The organism is Pseudomonas sp. P7759 (genome assembly GCF_013386445.1).
Taxonomy (GTDB): domain Bacteria; phylum Pseudomonadota; class Gammaproteobacteria; order Pseudomonadales; family Pseudomonadaceae; genus Aquipseudomonas; species Aquipseudomonas azotoformans_A.
In genome coordinates this window covers 26,024-42,070 of record NZ_JACART010000027.1, presented here as the reverse complement: position 1 = coordinate 42,070, position 16,047 = coordinate 26,024, and the positions used below count along the sequence as shown (strand labels likewise).

General features: G+C 61.7%; 18 protein-coding genes. 8 read left to right on the top strand and 10 right to left on the bottom strand.

Features of this window, described 5'->3' with window-relative positions; translation table 11 throughout:
- Positions 1-7 precede the first annotated feature (7 nt).
- The gene (locus HX823_RS20810; RefSeq protein WP_177076409.1) at positions 8-931 is read left to right on the top strand and encodes a LysR family transcriptional regulator; all 924 of its coding nucleotides are present in this window, start codon (positions 8-10) and stop codon (positions 929-931) included.
- Here the strand turns inward: HX823_RS20810 and HX823_RS20805 are convergent.
- Positions 876-1,538: a TetR/AcrR family transcriptional regulator gene (locus HX823_RS20805; RefSeq protein WP_177076407.1), complete on the bottom strand. Its 663-nt coding sequence runs from the start codon at positions 1,536-1,538 to the stop codon at positions 876-878. The genes HX823_RS20810 and HX823_RS20805 overlap by 56 nt on opposite strands.
- A 121-nt stretch (positions 1,539-1,659) precedes the next feature.
- Here HX823_RS20805 and HX823_RS20800 point away from each other — a divergent pair, with 121 nt between their 5' ends.
- The 3 genes from HX823_RS20800 to HX823_RS20790 all read left to right on the top strand — a co-directional run bounded on the left by HX823_RS20800 (position 1,660) and on the right by HX823_RS20790 (position 5,050).
- Positions 1,660-2,877 (top strand): MFS transporter, encoded by a 1,218-nt coding sequence (locus tag HX823_RS20800; protein WP_177076405.1) that lies wholly within the window; start codon positions 1,660-1,662, stop codon positions 2,875-2,877.
- Between the two features lie 94 nt (positions 2,878-2,971).
- Positions 2,972-3,766, top strand: a complete 795-nt coding sequence (locus HX823_RS20795; RefSeq protein WP_038844304.1) for a DNA/RNA non-specific endonuclease — start codon at positions 2,972-2,974, stop codon at positions 3,764-3,766.
- Positions 3,767-3,838: 72 nt separating this feature from the next.
- Positions 3,839-5,050 carry a YeeE/YedE family protein gene (locus tag HX823_RS20790; RefSeq protein ID WP_177076403.1) on the top strand — a complete coding sequence of 404 codons (1,212 nt, stop codon included), beginning with the start codon at positions 3,839-3,841 and terminating at the stop codon, positions 5,048-5,050.
- A gap of 1 nt (position 5,051) precedes the next feature.
- Here HX823_RS20790 and HX823_RS20785 read toward each other — a convergent pair whose 3' ends face one another.
- A complete protein-coding gene (locus HX823_RS20785; RefSeq protein WP_080642368.1) occupies positions 5,052-5,213 on the bottom strand; it encodes a DUF2986 domain-containing protein in 162 nt (53 codons plus the stop codon).
- Between the two features lie 139 nt (positions 5,214-5,352).
- Here HX823_RS20785 and panB point away from each other — a divergent pair, with 139 nt between their 5' ends.
- Positions 5,353-6,168 carry a 3-methyl-2-oxobutanoate hydroxymethyltransferase gene (gene panB, locus HX823_RS20780; RefSeq protein ID WP_038844300.1) on the top strand — a complete coding sequence of 272 codons (816 nt, stop codon included), beginning with the start codon at positions 5,353-5,355 and terminating at the stop codon, positions 6,166-6,168.
- Here panB and HX823_RS20775 read toward each other — a convergent pair.
- The 3 genes from HX823_RS20775 to HX823_RS20765 are packed head-to-tail and all read right to left on the bottom strand — an operon-like array spanning position 6,156 to position 9,154.
- The gene (locus tag HX823_RS20775; RefSeq protein WP_177076401.1) at positions 6,156-7,550 is read right to left on the bottom strand and encodes a PLP-dependent aminotransferase family protein; all 1,395 of its coding nucleotides are present in this window, start codon (positions 7,548-7,550) and stop codon (positions 6,156-6,158) included. The genes panB and HX823_RS20775 overlap by 13 nt on opposite strands.
- A gap of 6 nt (positions 7,551-7,556) precedes the next feature.
- On the bottom strand, positions 7,557-8,075 hold the full coding sequence (locus HX823_RS20770) for a DUF2569 domain-containing protein (protein ID WP_177076399.1): 519 nt from the start codon (positions 8,073-8,075) through the stop codon (positions 7,557-7,559).
- 38 nt (positions 8,076-8,113) lie between these two features.
- Complete coding sequence (locus tag HX823_RS20765) at positions 8,114-9,154, bottom strand: alpha/beta fold hydrolase (protein WP_177076397.1); 1,041 nt, start codon at positions 9,152-9,154, stop codon at positions 8,114-8,116.
- A 132-nt stretch (positions 9,155-9,286) separates the two neighbouring features.
- On the opposite strand from HX823_RS20765, the gene msrA reads away from it, so the two are divergent.
- Complete coding sequence (gene msrA / locus HX823_RS20760) at positions 9,287-9,793, top strand: peptide-methionine (S)-S-oxide reductase MsrA (protein WP_033901009.1); 507 nt, start codon at positions 9,287-9,289, stop codon at positions 9,791-9,793.
- Between the two features lie 53 nt (positions 9,794-9,846).
- On the opposite strand, the gene HX823_RS20755 is transcribed toward msrA, so the two are convergent.
- From HX823_RS20755 to HX823_RS20735, 5 genes are all read right to left on the bottom strand, one after another.
- Positions 9,847-10,293, bottom strand: a complete 447-nt coding sequence (locus tag HX823_RS20755; RefSeq protein ID WP_177076395.1) for a hypothetical protein — start codon at positions 10,291-10,293, stop codon at positions 9,847-9,849.
- A gap of 24 nt (positions 10,294-10,317) precedes the next feature.
- A complete protein-coding gene (locus HX823_RS20750; RefSeq protein ID WP_157742055.1) occupies positions 10,318-10,833 on the bottom strand; it encodes a hypothetical protein in 516 nt (171 codons plus the stop codon).
- 144 nt (positions 10,834-10,977) lie between these two features.
- On the bottom strand, positions 10,978-12,228 hold the full coding sequence (locus HX823_RS20745; RefSeq protein ID WP_177076392.1) for an NAD(P)/FAD-dependent oxidoreductase: 1,251 nt from the start codon (positions 12,226-12,228) through the stop codon (positions 10,978-10,980).
- A 20-nt stretch (positions 12,229-12,248) separates the two neighbouring features.
- Complete coding sequence (locus HX823_RS20740) at positions 12,249-12,695, bottom strand: type II 3-dehydroquinate dehydratase (protein WP_177076390.1); 447 nt, start codon at positions 12,693-12,695, stop codon at positions 12,249-12,251.
- 17 nt (positions 12,696-12,712) lie between these two features.
- A complete protein-coding gene (locus HX823_RS20735) occupies positions 12,713-13,135 on the bottom strand; it encodes a RidA family protein (RefSeq protein WP_016969985.1) in 423 nt (140 codons plus the stop codon).
- Positions 13,136-13,317: 182 nt separating this feature from the next.
- On the opposite strand from HX823_RS20735, the gene HX823_RS20730 reads away from it, so the two are divergent.
- A complete protein-coding gene (locus HX823_RS20730) occupies positions 13,318-14,292 on the top strand; it encodes a LysR family transcriptional regulator (protein ID WP_033901019.1) in 975 nt (324 codons plus the stop codon).
- Between the two features lie 214 nt (positions 14,293-14,506).
- Positions 14,507-16,024: an amino acid ABC transporter permease/ATP-binding protein gene (locus HX823_RS20725; protein ID WP_033901021.1), complete on the top strand. Its 1,518-nt coding sequence runs from the start codon at positions 14,507-14,509 to the stop codon at positions 16,022-16,024.
- Positions 16,025-16,047: the final 23 nt, after the last annotated feature.

Below are 16,047 nucleotides of genomic sequence, written 5' to 3'. Positions count from 1 at the left end.
CACCCCTATGAAGCGCCATTTCGAAGATTTGCAGCTGGGCAGTATCGAACTCTTCTGCCTCGCCGCCGAAGCCAGCAGCTTCACCGCCGCCGCGCAGGTGGCGGGTGTCACCCCGGCGGCCGTGAGTCGCAGCATCTCGCGCCTGGAAGAACGCCTGGGTTCACGCCTGTTTGTGCGCACCACCCGCAGCATCCGTCTTACCGACAGTGGTCGGACCTTTTTCGAGCAATGCCGCCAGGCCTTGACCCAACTGGTGGAGGCGCAGCAGGAAGTGATGGGCGCGCAGGCCGTGCCGTCGGGCTTGCTGCGTATCAGCATTCCCACCACCTACGCGCATCACCGCTTGCTGCCGCTGCTGCCCAGGTTTCGCGCGCTGTACCCGCAAGTTACGGTGGATATCCACATCAGCAACCGCAATATCGACTTTGTCGCCGAAGGGTACGACCTGGCCATCCGCGTGCGCGCCCAGCCGGACTCGTCGCTGATTGCCCGCCTGTTGGAAGACGGCGAACTGGTAGTAGTGGCATCGCCGTCTTACCTGAAGCGCGCCGGCATCCCACAGACGCTGGAAGATTTGCCCACCCACGAATGTATCCAGTACGAACTGCCGAGCAATGGCCGGCGCATCTCCTGGTTGTTCCAGGTAGACGGCAAGCCGCAGGAATATGCGGGGGAGGCGGGGTACAGTTGTTCCGACGATGTGCTCGGCGGCGTGACCCTGGCCAAGCATGGCGCGGGGTTGTTCCAGACCTATAAGTTTATCGTCGAGCAGGAGTTGGCCACGGGTAGCCTGGTGGAGGTGTTGCAACCGTTTGGCGGGCGTTCGCGGCCGTTTACCTTGTTGTATCCCCATGGGCGCTATGTGCCGCATCGGGTTAGGGCGTTTGTGGATTTCCTGATGCAGTGTCGGGACGAATGGGCGGCGCCGTAGAGGCGGCGATATCCCAGGTCAGCAGGAGTTGGCTGATTGCCGCGTCGATAGTGGCATGGGGCACGTTGTCCCGCGCCAGGATCGAAACGCCCTGCAGGAAGCTGTCAAACACCGTCGCCATCACCGCCGGGTCGAGCGTCTGCGGCAACTGGCCCAGGCGCGTCGCCCGCTCCACACACGCCACAATCCCCGCACGGGTGCGCCGCCGCGACTGGGTCAACCCATCCGCCACCCTTGCGTTCTCCGGGCTCGGCGCGCTCATCACCCCCAGCGCCACCATGCAGCCCTTGGGGTGGCCGTCTTCGCACTGCATGCGCGCCGACTGGCGCAGCGCTGTTTCAACCGCCTGACGCGGTAACAGGCTTTCGTCCCACAGGCATTCGGTGACCTGGGCGTAGGTCGCCAGGTAACGCTGCACGCATTCGTCGAACAGCGCCTCTTTGGAGCCGAACGCCGCATAAAAACTCGGTGCGGAGATGCCGCCACCCAGGCCGGCCTTGAGCTGGGCGAGGGAGGTGGCGTCGTAGCCGTGTTGCCAGAACAGGTGCAAGGCCTGGTCCACGGCGTGTTCGCGGTCGAAAGTGCGGGGGCGGCCCATCTGTGCCATGTCAGGTCTCCGGTGGATAGCGAGATAAATACTAGTCGATACATAAGTCGTTGACAACGTGATGTATACGCCTGCAACATTTATATCGATCAGTATCTAAGTCCCGTTCAAGGAGTTTCCCGTGACACCCTCACTTACGTTATCGGCGTCATCCGACCGCTTGCCCATCGGCGCTTTGCTCGCCCTGGCCATGACCGGCTTTATCTGCATCGTCACCGAAACCCTGCCGGCGGGCCTGTTGCCGTTGATCAGCGAGGGCCTGGAGATTTCGCCGTCGATGGCCGGGCAGATGGTCACGGCCTATGCGTTGGGCTCGGTGCTGGCAGTGATCCCCATGACCATCGCTACCCGCGGCTGGCGGCGGCGCAATGTGTTGCTGCTGACCATCATCGGCTTTTTGCTGTTCAACTCGATCACCGCGTTGTCGTCTCACTACGGTGTGACCCTGGTGGCGCGGTTCTTTGCCGGTGTGGCGGCGGGGCTGGCGTGGAGCCTGCTGGCCGGTTACGCCCGGCGCATGGTTGCGCCACACCAACAGGGCAAGGCACTCGCGCTGGCGATGGTCGGTACACCGATTGCGTTGTCATTGGGTGTGCCGTTGGGCACGTGGCTCGGTGGGCTGGTGGGGTGGCGCACGACCTTTGGCCTGATGTCCGCGGTAAGCCTGGTGCTGATTGCGTGGGTGCTGGTGAAAGTCCCGGACTACGCGCCTCAACCGGCGCACCAACGGCTGTCCCTGGGCAAGGTGCTGACCACGCCGGGCGTGCGGCCGGTGCTGGCGGTGGTGATCAGCTGGATGCTGGCGCACAACATTCTCTACACCTACATCGCGCCGTTCGTAGCGCCGGCTGGGCTGGCAGAGCGGGTTGACCTGGTGCTGTTGGTGTTCGGGGTGGCCGCGTTGGCGGGGATCTGGCTCACGGCCAAGTTGGTCGAGCCGCTGCTGCGCCAGACCGTGCTGGTGAGCCTGGTGACCTTTGCGGCGATAAGCCTGGTGTTCGGCTTCCTGGGCAATGTGCCCGAGGTGATTTATTTCGGCGTAGCGGTGTGGGGCCTGAGTTTCGGCGGCGCCGCGACCCTGCTGCAAACCGCCCTGGCCGATGCGGCGGGGGATGGCGCGGACGTGGCGCTGTCGCTGAATGTGGTGGCGTGGAACAGCGCGATTGCCGGCAGCGGTGTGGTCGGCGGGGTGTTGCTGGACACCTGGGGCGTGGCGTCGTTTCCATGGGCCATGCTGGTGTTGATCGGCGTATCGCTGGTGATCGCCTGGGGGGCCAGTGCCCACGGCTTCACGCCTGGCGCGCGGGATGCAGGAAAACCTACAGCAGCCGGGCACTAATCTGACATTCGTTAGTCAATAATCCTCGCAATATCATCCACTTGGCTCCGCTCGGCGGAGCCTGCCGCTTCACTTCCTTTCGAAGATTTAATGCATGTACCTACGCAAAATTGCCGTTGGGCTGACCGCCCTTGTTTTGCTTTCCTCTGGGGCCAACGCCCGAAGCTTGCCGGACCTCTATTCCAAGCAGGAAAAACAGCTCAACTTCGACAGCTGCGCCGACCTGTTCCCCGCCGCCCCGATCAAGACCGCCACCGTGCCGGCCGCGATGAAACCCCTGGCGCTGTGCTCCGACCATTTTGCGGTGCTTTACTCGCAAACCAGCAAGACGCCACTGGTGGTGGTCGAACGCCTGAATGCTGCGCTCCTGAAGGACGCCAAGGGCGAGGAGCGCACCAACCAGTTCTACGCCGACCCGCGCATTCCCAAAGGCGGCCGAGCGGAGTTGAGCGACTACCGCGCCCAGCATCCCGCCGTGGACCGTGGCCACCAATCCCCAGCTGCCGACGCGCCGAATGCCAACGCCATGGCGCAGTCGTTCGCGCTGTCGAACATGGTGCCCCAGGACCCCACGAACAACCGCAAGATCTGGAGCAAGGTCGAGGCTGACGTGCGCAAGTTTGCCGTGCGCGCCGGTGGCGATGTGTACGTGTTTACCGGCCCGCTGTTCGACCCTGGCTACGGCACCATCGGCGCCAACAAGGTCTGGGTGCCGACGCGCCTGTTCAAGCTGGTGTACGACGCTTCCAGCAAACGTGCCTGGGCGTATGTGCTGCCCAATGCCGAGACGCGCATTCAAAAACCGATGGATTATGAGACGTTTGTGAAGAGCACCGGGCTCAGGTTGTTGGGGGATCTTCCGGTGTCGGGGTCGGTGGGGCGGAGTTGACCAAGCCCGCTCACCACAATGTCTTGCCTTGGGGTTTATACTCGCGCCCATTCAAATCTACCGAGATATCCCATGAACACCTCTGTTCCTCTCGCTCCCGCGCGCGCGCCCGTCGCACCGTTGGTGGCCTTTATCATCCTGGTGCTGGGCGCCCTGTTCCTGCAAAACAGCGTCGGTTCGCATCAGGTGCTGTTGCTGGTGGTCGGCGCGGCACTCGGCTTGACCCTCTACCACGCCGCCTTCGGGTTCACCTCGGCCTGGCGCGTGTTCATCAATGATCGCCGTGGCGCCGGCTTGCGTGCGCAGATGGTGATGCTGGCGATCGCGGTGCTGTTGTTCTTCCCGGCATTGGGGGCGGGCAGTTTGTTTGGGCAGCCGGTGGTCGGGCTGGTGGCGCCGGCCGGGGTGTCGGTGGTGTTTGGGGCGTTCATCTTTGGCATCGGCATGCAGTTGGGCGGCGGCTGTGCGTCGGGCACGCTGTTCACCGTGGGTGGCGGCAATGCGCGCATGCTGGTGACGTTGTTCTTCTTTATCTGTGGCTCGCTGATCGCTACGCACCACGTGGACTGGTGGTTTGCGCTGCCGGCCTTCCCGGCGGTGTCCATCGTCAAGAGCTTCGGCGTGGTGCCGGCGATGGGCCTGAGCCTGGCGGTGTTTGCGATCATTGCAGTGGTGACCGTGCGGCTGGAGAAGGCTCGTCATGGTCAATTGGAAGAGGGTGTGAAAAGCGAACATCAAGGCCTGCGCCGCTTCCTGCGCGGCCCGTGGCCATTGGTGTGGGGCGCCATCGGCCTGGCCTTGCTCAACTACGCCACCCTGGCACTGGCGGGTCGGCCTTGGGGCATTACCTCGGCGTTTGCGTTGTGGGGCGCCAAAGTTGCCAGCGGCCTGGGAGTGGACGTGGCCAGTTGGGCGTTCTGGCAGATGCCGGGCAACGCCAAGGCGCTGGCTGCGCCGGTGTGGGAAGACATCACCAGCGTGATGGACATCGGCATCGTCCTCGGCGCGCTGTTGGCCGCCGGCCTGGCCGGGCGTTTCGCCCCCAGCCTGAAGATTCCGGCGCGTTCGCTGGTGGCAGCGGTAATCGGCGGCCTGTTGCTCGGCTACGGCTCGCGCCTGGCGTACGGCTGCAACATCGGTGCGTACTTCAGTGGCATCGCCTCGGGCAGCCTGCATGGCTGGGTGTGGCTGGTGGCGGCGTTCATTGGTAACAGCGTGGGCGTGCGGTTGCGGCCGTTTTTCTTCGCGGGTGAGCGGCCGCAGGTGGCGTTAAGCGGTTGCTGAGTCAGTCCTGAACGGAACTGTCTGGCGCCTGAGCCGCTTCAGCCGCCAGCTTTTCCCGGTCCGCCTTGCTGATGTATTTATCCTTTTTCTTCGGCGCCAATTTGGCGTTGGCCTTCTTGGCTTTTTCCTTGAAGAGCTGCTGGAGTTTTTTCTGGCGGTTCATGGGGTTCTATCCGGGTTGTTCAGGCTCGGGATGATACCAGCTTCGCCCACTGGGTCGCTTTTTAGCACCGATCTGTGCATTGAATCGCCTGTCCTTTCGCCAATAATCGGGTGTTCCACCGCACAACGGAAGACACTCGATGAGCCTCCACACCCGCACCAAACGCCTGACCGTCCCGCAATTGGTCGCCATGAAGGGCCAGCAGAAGATCGTTTCCCTGACGGCCTACTCCAGCGCCATCGCCAAGCTGATCGACCCGTGGGTCGATTTCATCCTGATCGGTGATTCCACGGCCATGGTCGGTTACGGCCGGTCTTCGACCTTGAGCATGCAGCTTGAAGAAATCATCGGCCATACCCGCGCTGTGGTCGACAGCACGCGCCTGGCGTGTGTCATTGCCGACATGCCGTTTGGCAGTTATCAGGAATCCAACGAGCAGGCCTTTCGCAATTGCGCGCAGGTGTTGGCGCGCACCGGCTGCGATGCGGTGAAGCTGGAGGCCAACCAGGCCTTGGCCGGGACTGTCGAGTTCCTGGTGGCGCGGGGAATTCCGGTCATGGCGCATGTGGGGCTGATGCCGCAGTTCGTCAATGTGATGGGCGGCTTCAAGGCCCAGGGCCTCACCGCCGAAACCGGCGCGCGGATTGCCGAGGACGCGCGGGCCAACCTGCAGGCGGGTGCGTTCAGTCTGGTGCTTGAGGGCGTGGCTGAAGGTGTGGCCCGTCAGATCACCCTCGACTCAAAAATGCCCACCATCGGCATCGGCGCGTCACCGGCCTGCGACGGCCAAGTGCTGGTCACTGAAGATGTGCTGGGCCTGGGCGGTGAACACCTGCCGCGCTTCGTCAAACAGTACGCGGATGTGGGGGCAGTGATCCGCGACGCCTGCGAGCGGTTTGCCGAAGACGTACGCCATGGCCGTTTCCCTGAGGCGCGGCACTGCTACGGGCTCTGACGAACCGCCTGCGACAACTGTTCGACGGCCTGGGCAATATCCTTGCTCCAATCGAGGGTGAAGCTCAGGCGCAGGTGCTGTTTCCAGCTGCCTTGCTGGCTGAACAGTTCACCAGGCGCAATCACGATGCGCTCGGTCAGCAGGCGTTCGAACACCCGGTGCATGTCGACCGGGCGCGTGGCCTCAAGCCAGAAGCATGCGCCGCCCTGTGGAATCGTCCCCTCAAACGCGCCATTGGCGTACTCGTCCAGCAGGGCTTTCATGCGGGTCATGCAGTCGTGCAACAAGCCCCGCAGTTTGTGCAGGTGCGCGTCGATGCGCTTGGACGTGAACAGCTTGGCAATCGCTTTCTGACGGATCGGCGAGAGGCGAAACGCCCGCTCCAGGAACACACGCTGCAACTGCGGCCCACACCCACGGCACAGCACATAACCGTAGGGGGCCTCCGAGCCGATCACCTTGTCGAACGTCGAGAAAACCAAGAGTTTCTGCGGGTCGGCAAAGTCACGGTAGCGCGCCGGCGGGGTCGCGAAATACAAGTCGCCGTACGTGTCGTTTTCGAACAGCCAGATAGCCCGTGCCGCCAGCCACCGGCAGATCTGCTGTTTATCCTCGGCTGGCATGCGGCTGCCGTGGGGAATGTTCACGGTGGATGACAGTACCGCCAGGCGGATGGGCTCACGTTCGAGCAGTTCATTGAGCACGCGCAGGTCGAAGCGGCCGTCGGCGTCGAGGTGCAGTTCGATCACGCGGATGTTCGCCGCCTGCAACTGGCGCAGGATGGCCCACGAACACGGCGACTCCACCAGCGCCACGCTGCCCGCCAGGCCCAGGGCGTTGAGCGATAGCTCCAGCACGCTGTGCAGATCTGCGCCGATGTACACCTGATCGGCCTGCCAGTAGTTGTCCGTGGCACGGGTGTAGCGTTCGGCCAATGCCGCGCGCAACTCGGGCTCGCCGAAGGGCAGGTACTGCGGTGTGAGGGTGCGCGGGTAGTGGCGGGCCAGTTCGCGCTCGATCATCAGCAACGGGTTTTCCAGCGACAGCAGGATGGCCGGGACGTCGGCGCTCAGGGCCAGCATGCCCGGTTGGCGGGAGGTGGCGAAGACCTGATCGAGCAGATTAGCTGAGCGTCCAGCCGACAGAGGCGCCGGCGTCAAACGGGTGAAATAACCCAGCTTGGGCTTGGCGACGATTCGGCCTTCATCCTCCAGCAGCGAATAGGCGTACTTGGTCGTCGACACCGATACGCCGAGGCGCTGCGCCAATTGGCGCAGCGACGGCAGTTTTTGCTCGGTTTGCGCAGGGCTGGCCTCGATCAACTCGACGAGGTAGCGATACACCGCTTGATAGGCGAAAGCGGTGTGCTTGGGGTTAGCCATGCGTGTTCAAGAGGTGACGGTCGCGTGCGCGTCAGCGCTCTGCGGCTTATGCATGACAAACGTTGCCTTTACCCGTTTGGATACCAGCATGTAAGGCACCCATACAAACAAGGCGAACAATGCCCGTGCCATTTCTTTTGCGGTGTTGTTGTCGAAGATGGGGTTATCCACCAGAACGAAGGAGCACGCCCAGGCATCAAGAGGCACGAACACAACCGATGCAATCACCGTGGCGATATAAACCTTGGGGAACAGGTAATGCTTGGTGAAGAACAGATAGACCAAATAAGCGTAGGTGGCCACAAACAATCCGTTGATCAGCGTTTCTGAAATCAGGATCGGCCCCCACAGTGGGCTATATAGGGGCAATCCCGGCGTACTGACGGCGGTGAATGTGCCATTTGTGAAAATCGGGTAATAAATGGTGAGGAGGTTAAAACTCAGGCGGATAATCGAGATGAACAGACCTATCCCGACCAATACGAGCCAGCCGCTTAGCCCCTTTAAATCTTTGCTTTCTTGCATGTCGTGCTCCGTGGGTGACTAACGTTTCGAATAATTGATCAATGGCTGGACGATTGGCGCAGAAACGCAGTGATCAGTTCTATCACCTGTTGTTGGATTTCCGCCCTCGGCCGCCCCCCCGTACCATCCCGGCAAATCATGCCATCGCCCGGCGAGCTTTCTTCAATCAGCTCCATCCCGCCCGGCTTGCAGATCGACATGAACGTGAAGTGAGTGGCATCGCCGATCTCCACGTACTGAGTCGAGGCTTTGGGCAGGCGCTTGACCAACGCGGCGGACTCCAGGTTAGGGTCCATGTCCTCTGTGGGCACGCCACCCGCAATCACCAAAGCCGGCACCGGAAGGGCGGCGAGACTGGCGTCGGTGAAGCCGGGCGCGAGGCCCAGGTCCAGGGACACAATGGCGGTGACGCGTTTATCGCTCAAGTCAGCGGCCAGCTTGGCTTTCCCTTCGGGCGTGCCGGCGGGGTTCATCTCGTGGTAACCAATGCAACCGCCGAGCTTGGGGTGTGCGTTGCAGGCTTGGGTGAACAAATCGGGATCGAAGCGTGCGCCGGCAATCTCCAGCACGGTCCAGCCACCGAGGGAGTGGCCGACGGCGGCAATGCGATTCTTTGCCACCGCGCCAAATTGCTTGGGCTGCGCCAGGACCGCGTCAATGGCGCGACTCAGGTCGGCCGGGCGCTTCCATAACTGAGCGGCGGCCTGCGGGCTACGGTCCTTGGTGGTGGTGCCGGGGTGATTGACCGCCGCCACGGTGTACCCTTTGTGCGCCAATGCACTGGCCAACCACACCTGTTTGCCCCAATTACCGCCGTAGCCGTGGGAGAGCACGACCAAAGGATGCTCACCGGCAGCCGGTGGTGCATCTGTCACCGCGAGGGCGCCGATGAACACCCCGTTGTCGGCGATCAGTTGGGGTTTGGCGGTGCTTGCAGCGGGATACCAGACCACCATTTCCAGCGGGCGGCTGGTCTGCGCGTCGGGCAGGGTGGTGGTTTTGAAGCCGACGGGGCTTTCGGTCGCGAGGGCGGGCGTGGTCAGGCAAAACACAAGCAGGGCGCGCAAGGCGGTTTTCATTGTTGTTATCTTCCTTGATTTTGGTCGCGCATCATTACCTGAAACCGATCGTCTGGGTACCCCCCTTAACCCTTGGTATTTGCCAACCCAACCCCATAACTGGCCTGTATCCATTGCGCGGAAGAACCGACCATGACCAACCCAACCGAAACCGCCATCCTCGCCGGCGGCTGCTTCTGGGGCATGCAAGACCTGTTGCGGCGTTACCCCGGCGTGCTGCACACCCGCGTCGGCTACACCGGCGGCGATGTGCCGAATGCCACCTACCGCAACCATGGCAACCATGCGGAAGCCATCGAGATCGTGTTTGACCCGGCGGTGATCAGTTATCGGCAGATTCTGGAGTTCTTTTTCCAGATCCATGACCCGAGCACACCGAACCGACAGGGCAATGATCGTGGGCCGAGTTATCGCTCGGCGATCTATTACCTGAGTGAGCAGCAACGGGACGTGGCCGAGGATACGGCAGCGGATGTGGATGCTTCGAAGCTATGGCCGGGCCGGGTGGTGACCGAGATTGAACCGGCCGGGCCATTTTGGGAGGCGGAGCCGGAGCACCAGGATTATCTGGAACGAATTCCCAATGGGTACACCTGCCACTTTATCCGGCCGAACTGGAAGTTGCCCAAGCGCGGTTAAGTCAGCGCAACGGCAAAAAATGAAGGGGCCGGATCAATCCGTCCCCTTCACGGTCAGCCAGCACAGGTCTGCTTGTCGATTTCGAACCGCCCCACTTCTTTTTCGTTTTTGCTGCCAAAAATATAAATCAAAGTGCCGCCCAGCGTGAGGATTGGCGAGCCTTTAGACATCTGCGCGGCGCAAACAACCTCGGTGATGTCGGCGAATGTCGCGTCCAGGTCAAAGCTATCGGGCTGGGTATCGTAGTTGACCAGCGTGTAATAGAACTTTATCGCGTGACTGTTGGCCGCTTCCGCCCGGTCGAACCTTATGTCCTCGTTGACCATCCAATTACGAGCCGTCGTTCGCGCGGTCAGGATGATCAGGTCGCTGAGGTAGCTGGGTTTGCTGGGCTCGGGTGTTTCTTCGAAGGCCTGTTTTATCAGCACGCCGGCCAAACCAACAAACAGCAAGCCCCACGCGGAATACCAAAACACTTTCCTGGTTTTTTCTGTTGCCACGTTGTTGTCTCCTAGACCCGTCACCTATTTCCCTAAATCCCCGACGGCCAGGACCTGCGGTGCATATTGGAGGTACCACGCACGTTGGCCGACAAGCAGGTCGCGGGCGAGTTCGAGCTCTCGCTCGGACATGGCGGCATAAACCCGCTCACTGCGGTCAACGTGTTGCACTTGGTTGTTGACCACTGTGTAGAGCGCCCAGCCTTTGCTTTCCATGCACAGGCGGCTGCCCTGATTGATGATTTGCGCTTCGGTGTAGCCCAGGGAGCGAAAGACCTGCACACCCTGGCCATTCTTTTGGTAGGTAGCGACCTGAAATTGAACACAGGTGTTCAGGCTTTCGCTGAACTGTGTAGCGGAAGACACGTTGTGAGGCACTTTGAAATAGACGTTGCCATCCTTGAAGTCCATATCCGCTCGATCGGAGACCACGCTTTGCGCAGAACTCAAATAACGGGTCTGAGGCGTCGAGGTCGATGCACAGCCGTTGAGGAGGCTGCCGACCACGGCCAGCGTAAGCAGAGAAAGGGTGATTCGCATCGAGACGTCCTTGAGGTGTTCCCAGGTAAATCCATTGGCCATTGAAGTCGGGCATAGCGCAGCTTTGGGAGGGCGGTGGCGCAGTGCGCAATGTTGACACAAACAGGGCTTTAACCGAAGAAACGCCTTCGTAGTGATGGGAGATCAGCGCTTTTCGTACGCCCTGTACTCATTCTGCAGCACGATATGGTCCGCCACGTACTTCGCATCGTGCCAAACCCCATAGATAAACGACGATGCCCTGTTTACCAGATTGGGCAACCCCAGGAAGTAGATCCCGCTCTGCGCGGAGATCCCGCGCTTGTGGAACGGCTCGCCTTTCTCATCGAATGCGTCCACCTTCAACCAGCTGAAATCGAACGTGAAGCCAGTGGCCCAGAGAATCGTGGTCACGCCCGCTTCAGCCAGGTCCAGGCTCACCATCGGATTCATCAAGCACTCAGGGTCAGGCAACAGTTCCCAGGCTTGCGGTTCCGGCGGAAACGGCAAGCCGTTGGCCTCGATATAGGCGTCTGCATCGCGCAGCACATCAAAGTAGGCGCGATCCCCTTCAGCTACGTTCCCGGCCAAGCCCGGTTGGAAGGTCATGACGCCGTCTTTCCAGTCCTGGGTGACGCCCACCAAGTGAATCCCTTGGTGTGCCAGTCGGCGGAAGTCGACGGTCTTGCCACCTTCATAGCCACTTACTGCAAAGGCCACGTGTTTTTTCTTCGGCTGGATTTTGACTTCATCCCACAGGCCCAGCGCACCCAGCCACCAACAGTAGTCACGGCCGCGATAGGCGCGGGGCGGGCGGTAGTGTTCGCCCACCGAGAGGTATACGGTCTTGCCGGCCTTTTGCAGTTCTTCGGCGATTTGTGAGCCGGAGGCGCCTGCGCCGACGACCAGTACAGCGCCTTCAGGGAGTTGACCGGGGTTCTTGTAGCTGGACGAGTGCAGTTGGTGCAGCGGCGCGGTGGTCGGGACGATGTCCGGGATGGAAGGGCGCTGGAACGGGCCGGTGGCAGCGACCACATTGGCGGCTTCGATCACGCCGGCCGATGTCGTCACCTTGAAGCCGGGTCGTCCCACATGACGTTCTACCTGTTGCACTTCTACTCCGGTGCGTACAGGCGCCTGCAACTTGTCCACGTACGCTTCGAAGTAGTCGGCCATGCGCTCTTTGGGGGGAAAGGCTTCCGGCGAAATGCCTTCGAATGTGAGGCCGGGAAACCGGTCATGCCAGGCCGGGCCGTTGGCGACCAGGGAATCCCAGCGCTCTGAACGCCAGCGTTCGGCGATGCGGTGGCGTTCCAGCACGATATGCGGCACGCCCATCAGCGACAGGTGTTCGCTCATGGCGACGCCGGCCTGGCCTGCGCCGACGACCAGGGTGTTGATTTTTTCGACGGACATAGACGGTTCCTGCACAGTCATTACGCGGTTTGGTCCAGCAATTCGGCCACGGCCGTCAGTGCCAGTTGGTAACCCAGCGCCCCCAGCCCGGCGATCACACCGGTGGCGGCCTTGGATACATAGGAGTGGTGCCGAAAGCTTTCGCGCTTCCAGATATTGCTCATGTGCGCTTCGATGATCGGCCCGTCGAAGGCCAGCAGCGCATCCAGGATCGGCACCGAGCTGTAGCTGAGCCCGGCGGCGTTGATCACGATGGCGTCGGCGTTCAAGCGTGCCTCTTGAATCCAGTCCACCAGCACGCCTTCATGGTTGCTCTGGCGAAAGTCCAGGGTCAGGCCCAATGTCGCGGCGAGGTTTTGGCAGCGGGCTTCGATGTTGGAGAAGCTCTCGCTGCCATAGGTGCCGGTTTTGTCCAGGCCGTAGAGGTTGGCGTTGGGCCCGTTGAGGAAAAACACGGTGTGGGTCATGGCGTACTCCAGGTTGTTCAGGGCTGCCAGTCATCCGGCACAACCGCAATCACGTCGATTTCCATCAACCACTCCGGCTGGCCCAAGCCTGAGATCACCAGTCCGGTCGAGATCGGGAATACGCCTTTGAGCCACTTGCCGACTTCCTGGTACACCGGCTCGCGATAGCGTGGGTCGATCAGGTAGGTGGTGGTCTTCACGATGTGTGACAGGTCAGAACCCGCCTCTTCCAGCAGTTGCTTGACGTTCTTCATTGCCTGTTCGGCCTGGGCGCGCGGGTCGCCCAAGCCCACCAGGTTACCGTCGAAATCGGTGCCGATCTGGCCGCGCACATAAATGGTGTTTCCGGCGCGCACGGCCTGGCACAGGTCATTGTCCAGCGCCTGGTTGGGGTAGGTCTGTTGGGTGTTGAACATGCGGATGCGAGTATGGGTCGGCATAACGGCAACTCATGGGAAACGGGATGCAGCCAGCTTCACACCGGCCCGATTGCAACGAAACCAGCATTTGCGCGGGGTAGTGCTTAGGAAAAACCGAAGCCCGTGCAGGTCATCGGTTGGCGCGTGACCCGGCACGAACCCTGCAACGCTCCCCGTACAGTCATTGTTGAGGGGCAGGCGTGATGCTCAGTCGTATTACTCAGCGTCAACTGGAGTATTTCGTTGCGTCGGGAGAGGCGGGCAGCATCAGTGCGGCCGCTGAACGCATCCATGTGTCGTCGCCTTCGATCTCGGCGGCGATCACCCATATGGAGGCCGAACTGGGCATCCAACTGTTTATCCGCCACCACGCCCAGGGCATTTCCCTCACGGCGGTGGGGCGCCTGGTGATGCAGGAAGCCAAGCTGATCCTGGAGCAGATGACCAACCTCTACACCATCGCCTCGGAGTCCTTGAACACTGTGCGCGGGCCGTTGCGGGTCGGCTGCCTGGCGTCGCTGGCGCCGATGATCACGCCGGAACTGGTGTTTGGTTTCGGCCGCGCGTTTCCCGGCGTGCGGCTGACGCAAGCCGAAGGCAACCATGAAGAACTGCTGGAAAAGCTGCGCAGTGGCGAGCTGGATATCGCCCTCACCTACGACTTGGTGACCAGCCCTGATATCGACTTCCAGCCCCTGGCCCAGCTGCCGCCGTATGTGATGGTGGGCGAGTATCACCCGCTGGCGAACTCGCCGGCCGTCAGCATGCAAGACCTTGAGGCTTACCCGGTGGTGCTGCTCGACACGCCGTGGAGCCGCGACTATTTCCTCAGCCTGTTTATCCAGGCCGGCACCACGCCGAACATCATCATGCGCTCCACCAACCTCGAAACGGTGCGCGCCATGGTGGGCAACGGCATCGGCTATTCCTTCGCGAATGCGCGACCCAAATCGAACCTGTCCCAGGACGGCAAACGGGTGATCCGCCTGCGCCTGGCCGGTTCACACCGGCCGATGCGCCTGGGCTACGCCACGGCCTGCAACACCCAGCCGTCGCGGGTGGTGTCGGCGTTTGCCGAGCGCTGCCGCATGTTTGTGTCCGACCAGTACATCCCCGGCATGGCGCCGCCGAGCTTTTTTGACCCGCATGCGGTGCGGGTCTTGAGTGGGGTGAGCTGATTTTCTCAGGTGTTCGCACCAAAAAGTGGCGAACGGGTCTTTTTGGGGCTGCTTCGCAGCCCAACGCGGGGCAAGCCCGCTCGCCACACACAGCCTTCTAGGCTGCATAGGTTCTGCCTACCCAGTGCCCCGGCTTTTACGAATTGACCCTAAGTGCCTCCCCCCACGACTCTGAACCCATCGATGTAGATCAACTTCTCAGGGCACAGCGACGATGACATTCGACTGGAATTACATGTTTGGTTTGCTGGGCGATGCCGAGTTCTGGCGTGCGACGTGGACGGTGATCAAGCTCAGTACCCTGACCTGGGTCTTGAGCATCGGCCTGGGCTTTCTGCTGGCGCTGGCCAAGCAGTCCAAGCATGGCCTGCTCAGCGTGCCGGCGCGCGGCTATATCTGGCTGTTCCGCAGCCTGCCGCTGCTGGTGCTGCTGATCTTTATCTACAACCTGCCGCAAGCGTTGCCCGGCACCTCGGCGGTCCTGGCTGACCCGTTCTGGTCCGGCCTGCTCGCGCTGGTGATCTGCGAGACCGCCTACGTGGCCGAGATCCATCGCGGCGGCCTGCTCTCGATTCCCAAGGGCCAGGGCGAAGCGGCGCGGGCACTGGGCCTGAAGTTCTTCGGCACGCAATGGCGCGTGGTGATTCCCCAGGCGTTGCGGGTGGCCTTGCCGTCGCTGGCCAACGAATACATCTCCATCGTCAAGCTCACCTCGTTGGTGTCGGTGATTTCCCTGACCGAGATCCTGATGGTCGGCCAGCGCCTGTATTCGCAGAACTTCCTGGTGATCGAGACCATGGCGGCGGTGGCGTTCTTCTACGTGTTCATCGTCACGGTGTTCGACTTCCTGCTCAAACGCCTGGAGCGCTTTCTCGACGTCAACCAGCGCAACGTGTCCCGTGTTCCCGATGCGGCGGTGCTGGCCCTGGCCACCCAACAGCGCACCGCCTTGGCGCGCCCGGCCACCAACGGCGAACCTGCGTTGCAGGCCGCGCGGCTGCACAAGGCCTACAACGATATCGAGGTGCTGGGCTCGGTCAACCTGCAGATCCAGCCCGGTGAAGTGGTGTCGGTGATCGGCCCGTCCGGCTCTGGCAAAACCACGCTGATCCGCCTGCTCAATGGCCTTGAGCAACTGGACAACGGCGAGATCAGGATCAACGGCCAGCCGTTCATTCACCTGAACAAAGTCGGCGCGCAGAAGCCCCAGTACATCGAGCACGCCGAGCATCGCCTGAACATCGGCATGGTGTTCCAGAGCTTCAACCTGTTCCCGCATTTGAGCGTACTCGACAACCTGCTGATGGCGCCCAAATACCATCGCCTGGGCGCGACCTCCGAGCTCAAGCAACAGGCCTACGCGCTGCTGCACAAGGTCGGCATGCTCGATCACGCCTGGAAGTACCCGCACCAGCTGTCCGGCGGCCAACAGCAACGCGTGGCCATCGCCCGCGCCCTGATGATGCGCCCACAGATCATGCTGTTCGACGAGCCCACCTCGGCCCTCGACCCAGAGAAAGTCAACGAAGTGCTGCAAGTCATCGAAGCCCTGGCCGAGGAGGGCATCACCATGGTGATCGTCACCCACGAGATGAACTTCGCCTTCAAGGTCTCCGACCGCATCGTGTTCATGGAGAAGGGCCGCGTGGTCTGCGACGACACGCCGGGCGCCTTGCGCAGCGGCCACAACCCACGCGTGGAGGCGTTCCTCAAGGACGTCTCGCTGGCGTGACCCCCTCAACGTTCAGGAAAAAC

Coding starts and splice junctions, on each gene's coding strand:
- HX823_RS20810 (WP_177076409.1), top strand. CDS start 8: ATGAAGCGCCATTTCGAAGATTTGCAGCTGGGCAGTATCGAACTCTTC.
- HX823_RS20805 (WP_177076407.1), bottom strand. CDS start 1,538: ATGGCACAGATGGGCCGCCCCCGCACTTTCGACCGCGAACACGCCGTG.
- HX823_RS20795 (WP_038844304.1), top strand. CDS start 2,972: ATGTACCTACGCAAAATTGCCGTTGGGCTGACCGCCCTTGTTTTGCTT.
- HX823_RS20790 (WP_177076403.1), top strand. CDS start 3,839: ATGAACACCTCTGTTCCTCTCGCTCCCGCGCGCGCGCCCGTCGCACCG.
- HX823_RS20785 (WP_080642368.1), bottom strand. CDS start 5,213: ATGAACCGCCAGAAAAAACTCCAGCAGCTCTTCAAGGAAAAAGCCAAG.
- panB (WP_038844300.1), top strand. CDS start 5,353: ATGAGCCTCCACACCCGCACCAAACGCCTGACCGTCCCGCAATTGGTC.
- HX823_RS20775 (WP_177076401.1), bottom strand. CDS start 7,550: ATGGCTAACCCCAAGCACACCGCTTTCGCCTATCAAGCGGTGTATCGC.
- HX823_RS20770 (WP_177076399.1), bottom strand. CDS start 8,075: ATGCAAGAAAGCAAAGATTTAAAGGGGCTAAGCGGCTGGCTCGTATTG.
- HX823_RS20765 (WP_177076397.1), bottom strand. CDS start 9,154: ATGAAAACCGCCTTGCGCGCCCTGCTTGTGTTTTGCCTGACCACGCCC.
- msrA (WP_033901009.1), top strand. CDS start 9,287: ATGACCAACCCAACCGAAACCGCCATCCTCGCCGGCGGCTGCTTCTGG.
- HX823_RS20750 (WP_157742055.1), bottom strand. CDS start 10,833: ATGCGAATCACCCTTTCTCTGCTTACGCTGGCCGTGGTCGGCAGCCTC.
- HX823_RS20745 (WP_177076392.1), bottom strand. CDS start 12,228: ATGTCCGTCGAAAAAATCAACACCCTGGTCGTCGGCGCAGGCCAGGCC.
- HX823_RS20740 (WP_177076390.1), bottom strand. CDS start 12,695: ATGACCCACACCGTGTTTTTCCTCAACGGGCCCAACGCCAACCTCTAC.
- HX823_RS20735 (WP_016969985.1), bottom strand. CDS start 13,135: ATGCCGACCCATACTCGCATCCGCATGTTCAACACCCAACAGACCTAC.
- HX823_RS20730 (WP_033901019.1), top strand. CDS start 13,318: ATGCTCAGTCGTATTACTCAGCGTCAACTGGAGTATTTCGTTGCGTCG.
- HX823_RS20725 (WP_033901021.1), top strand. CDS start 14,507: ATGACATTCGACTGGAATTACATGTTTGGTTTGCTGGGCGATGCCGAG.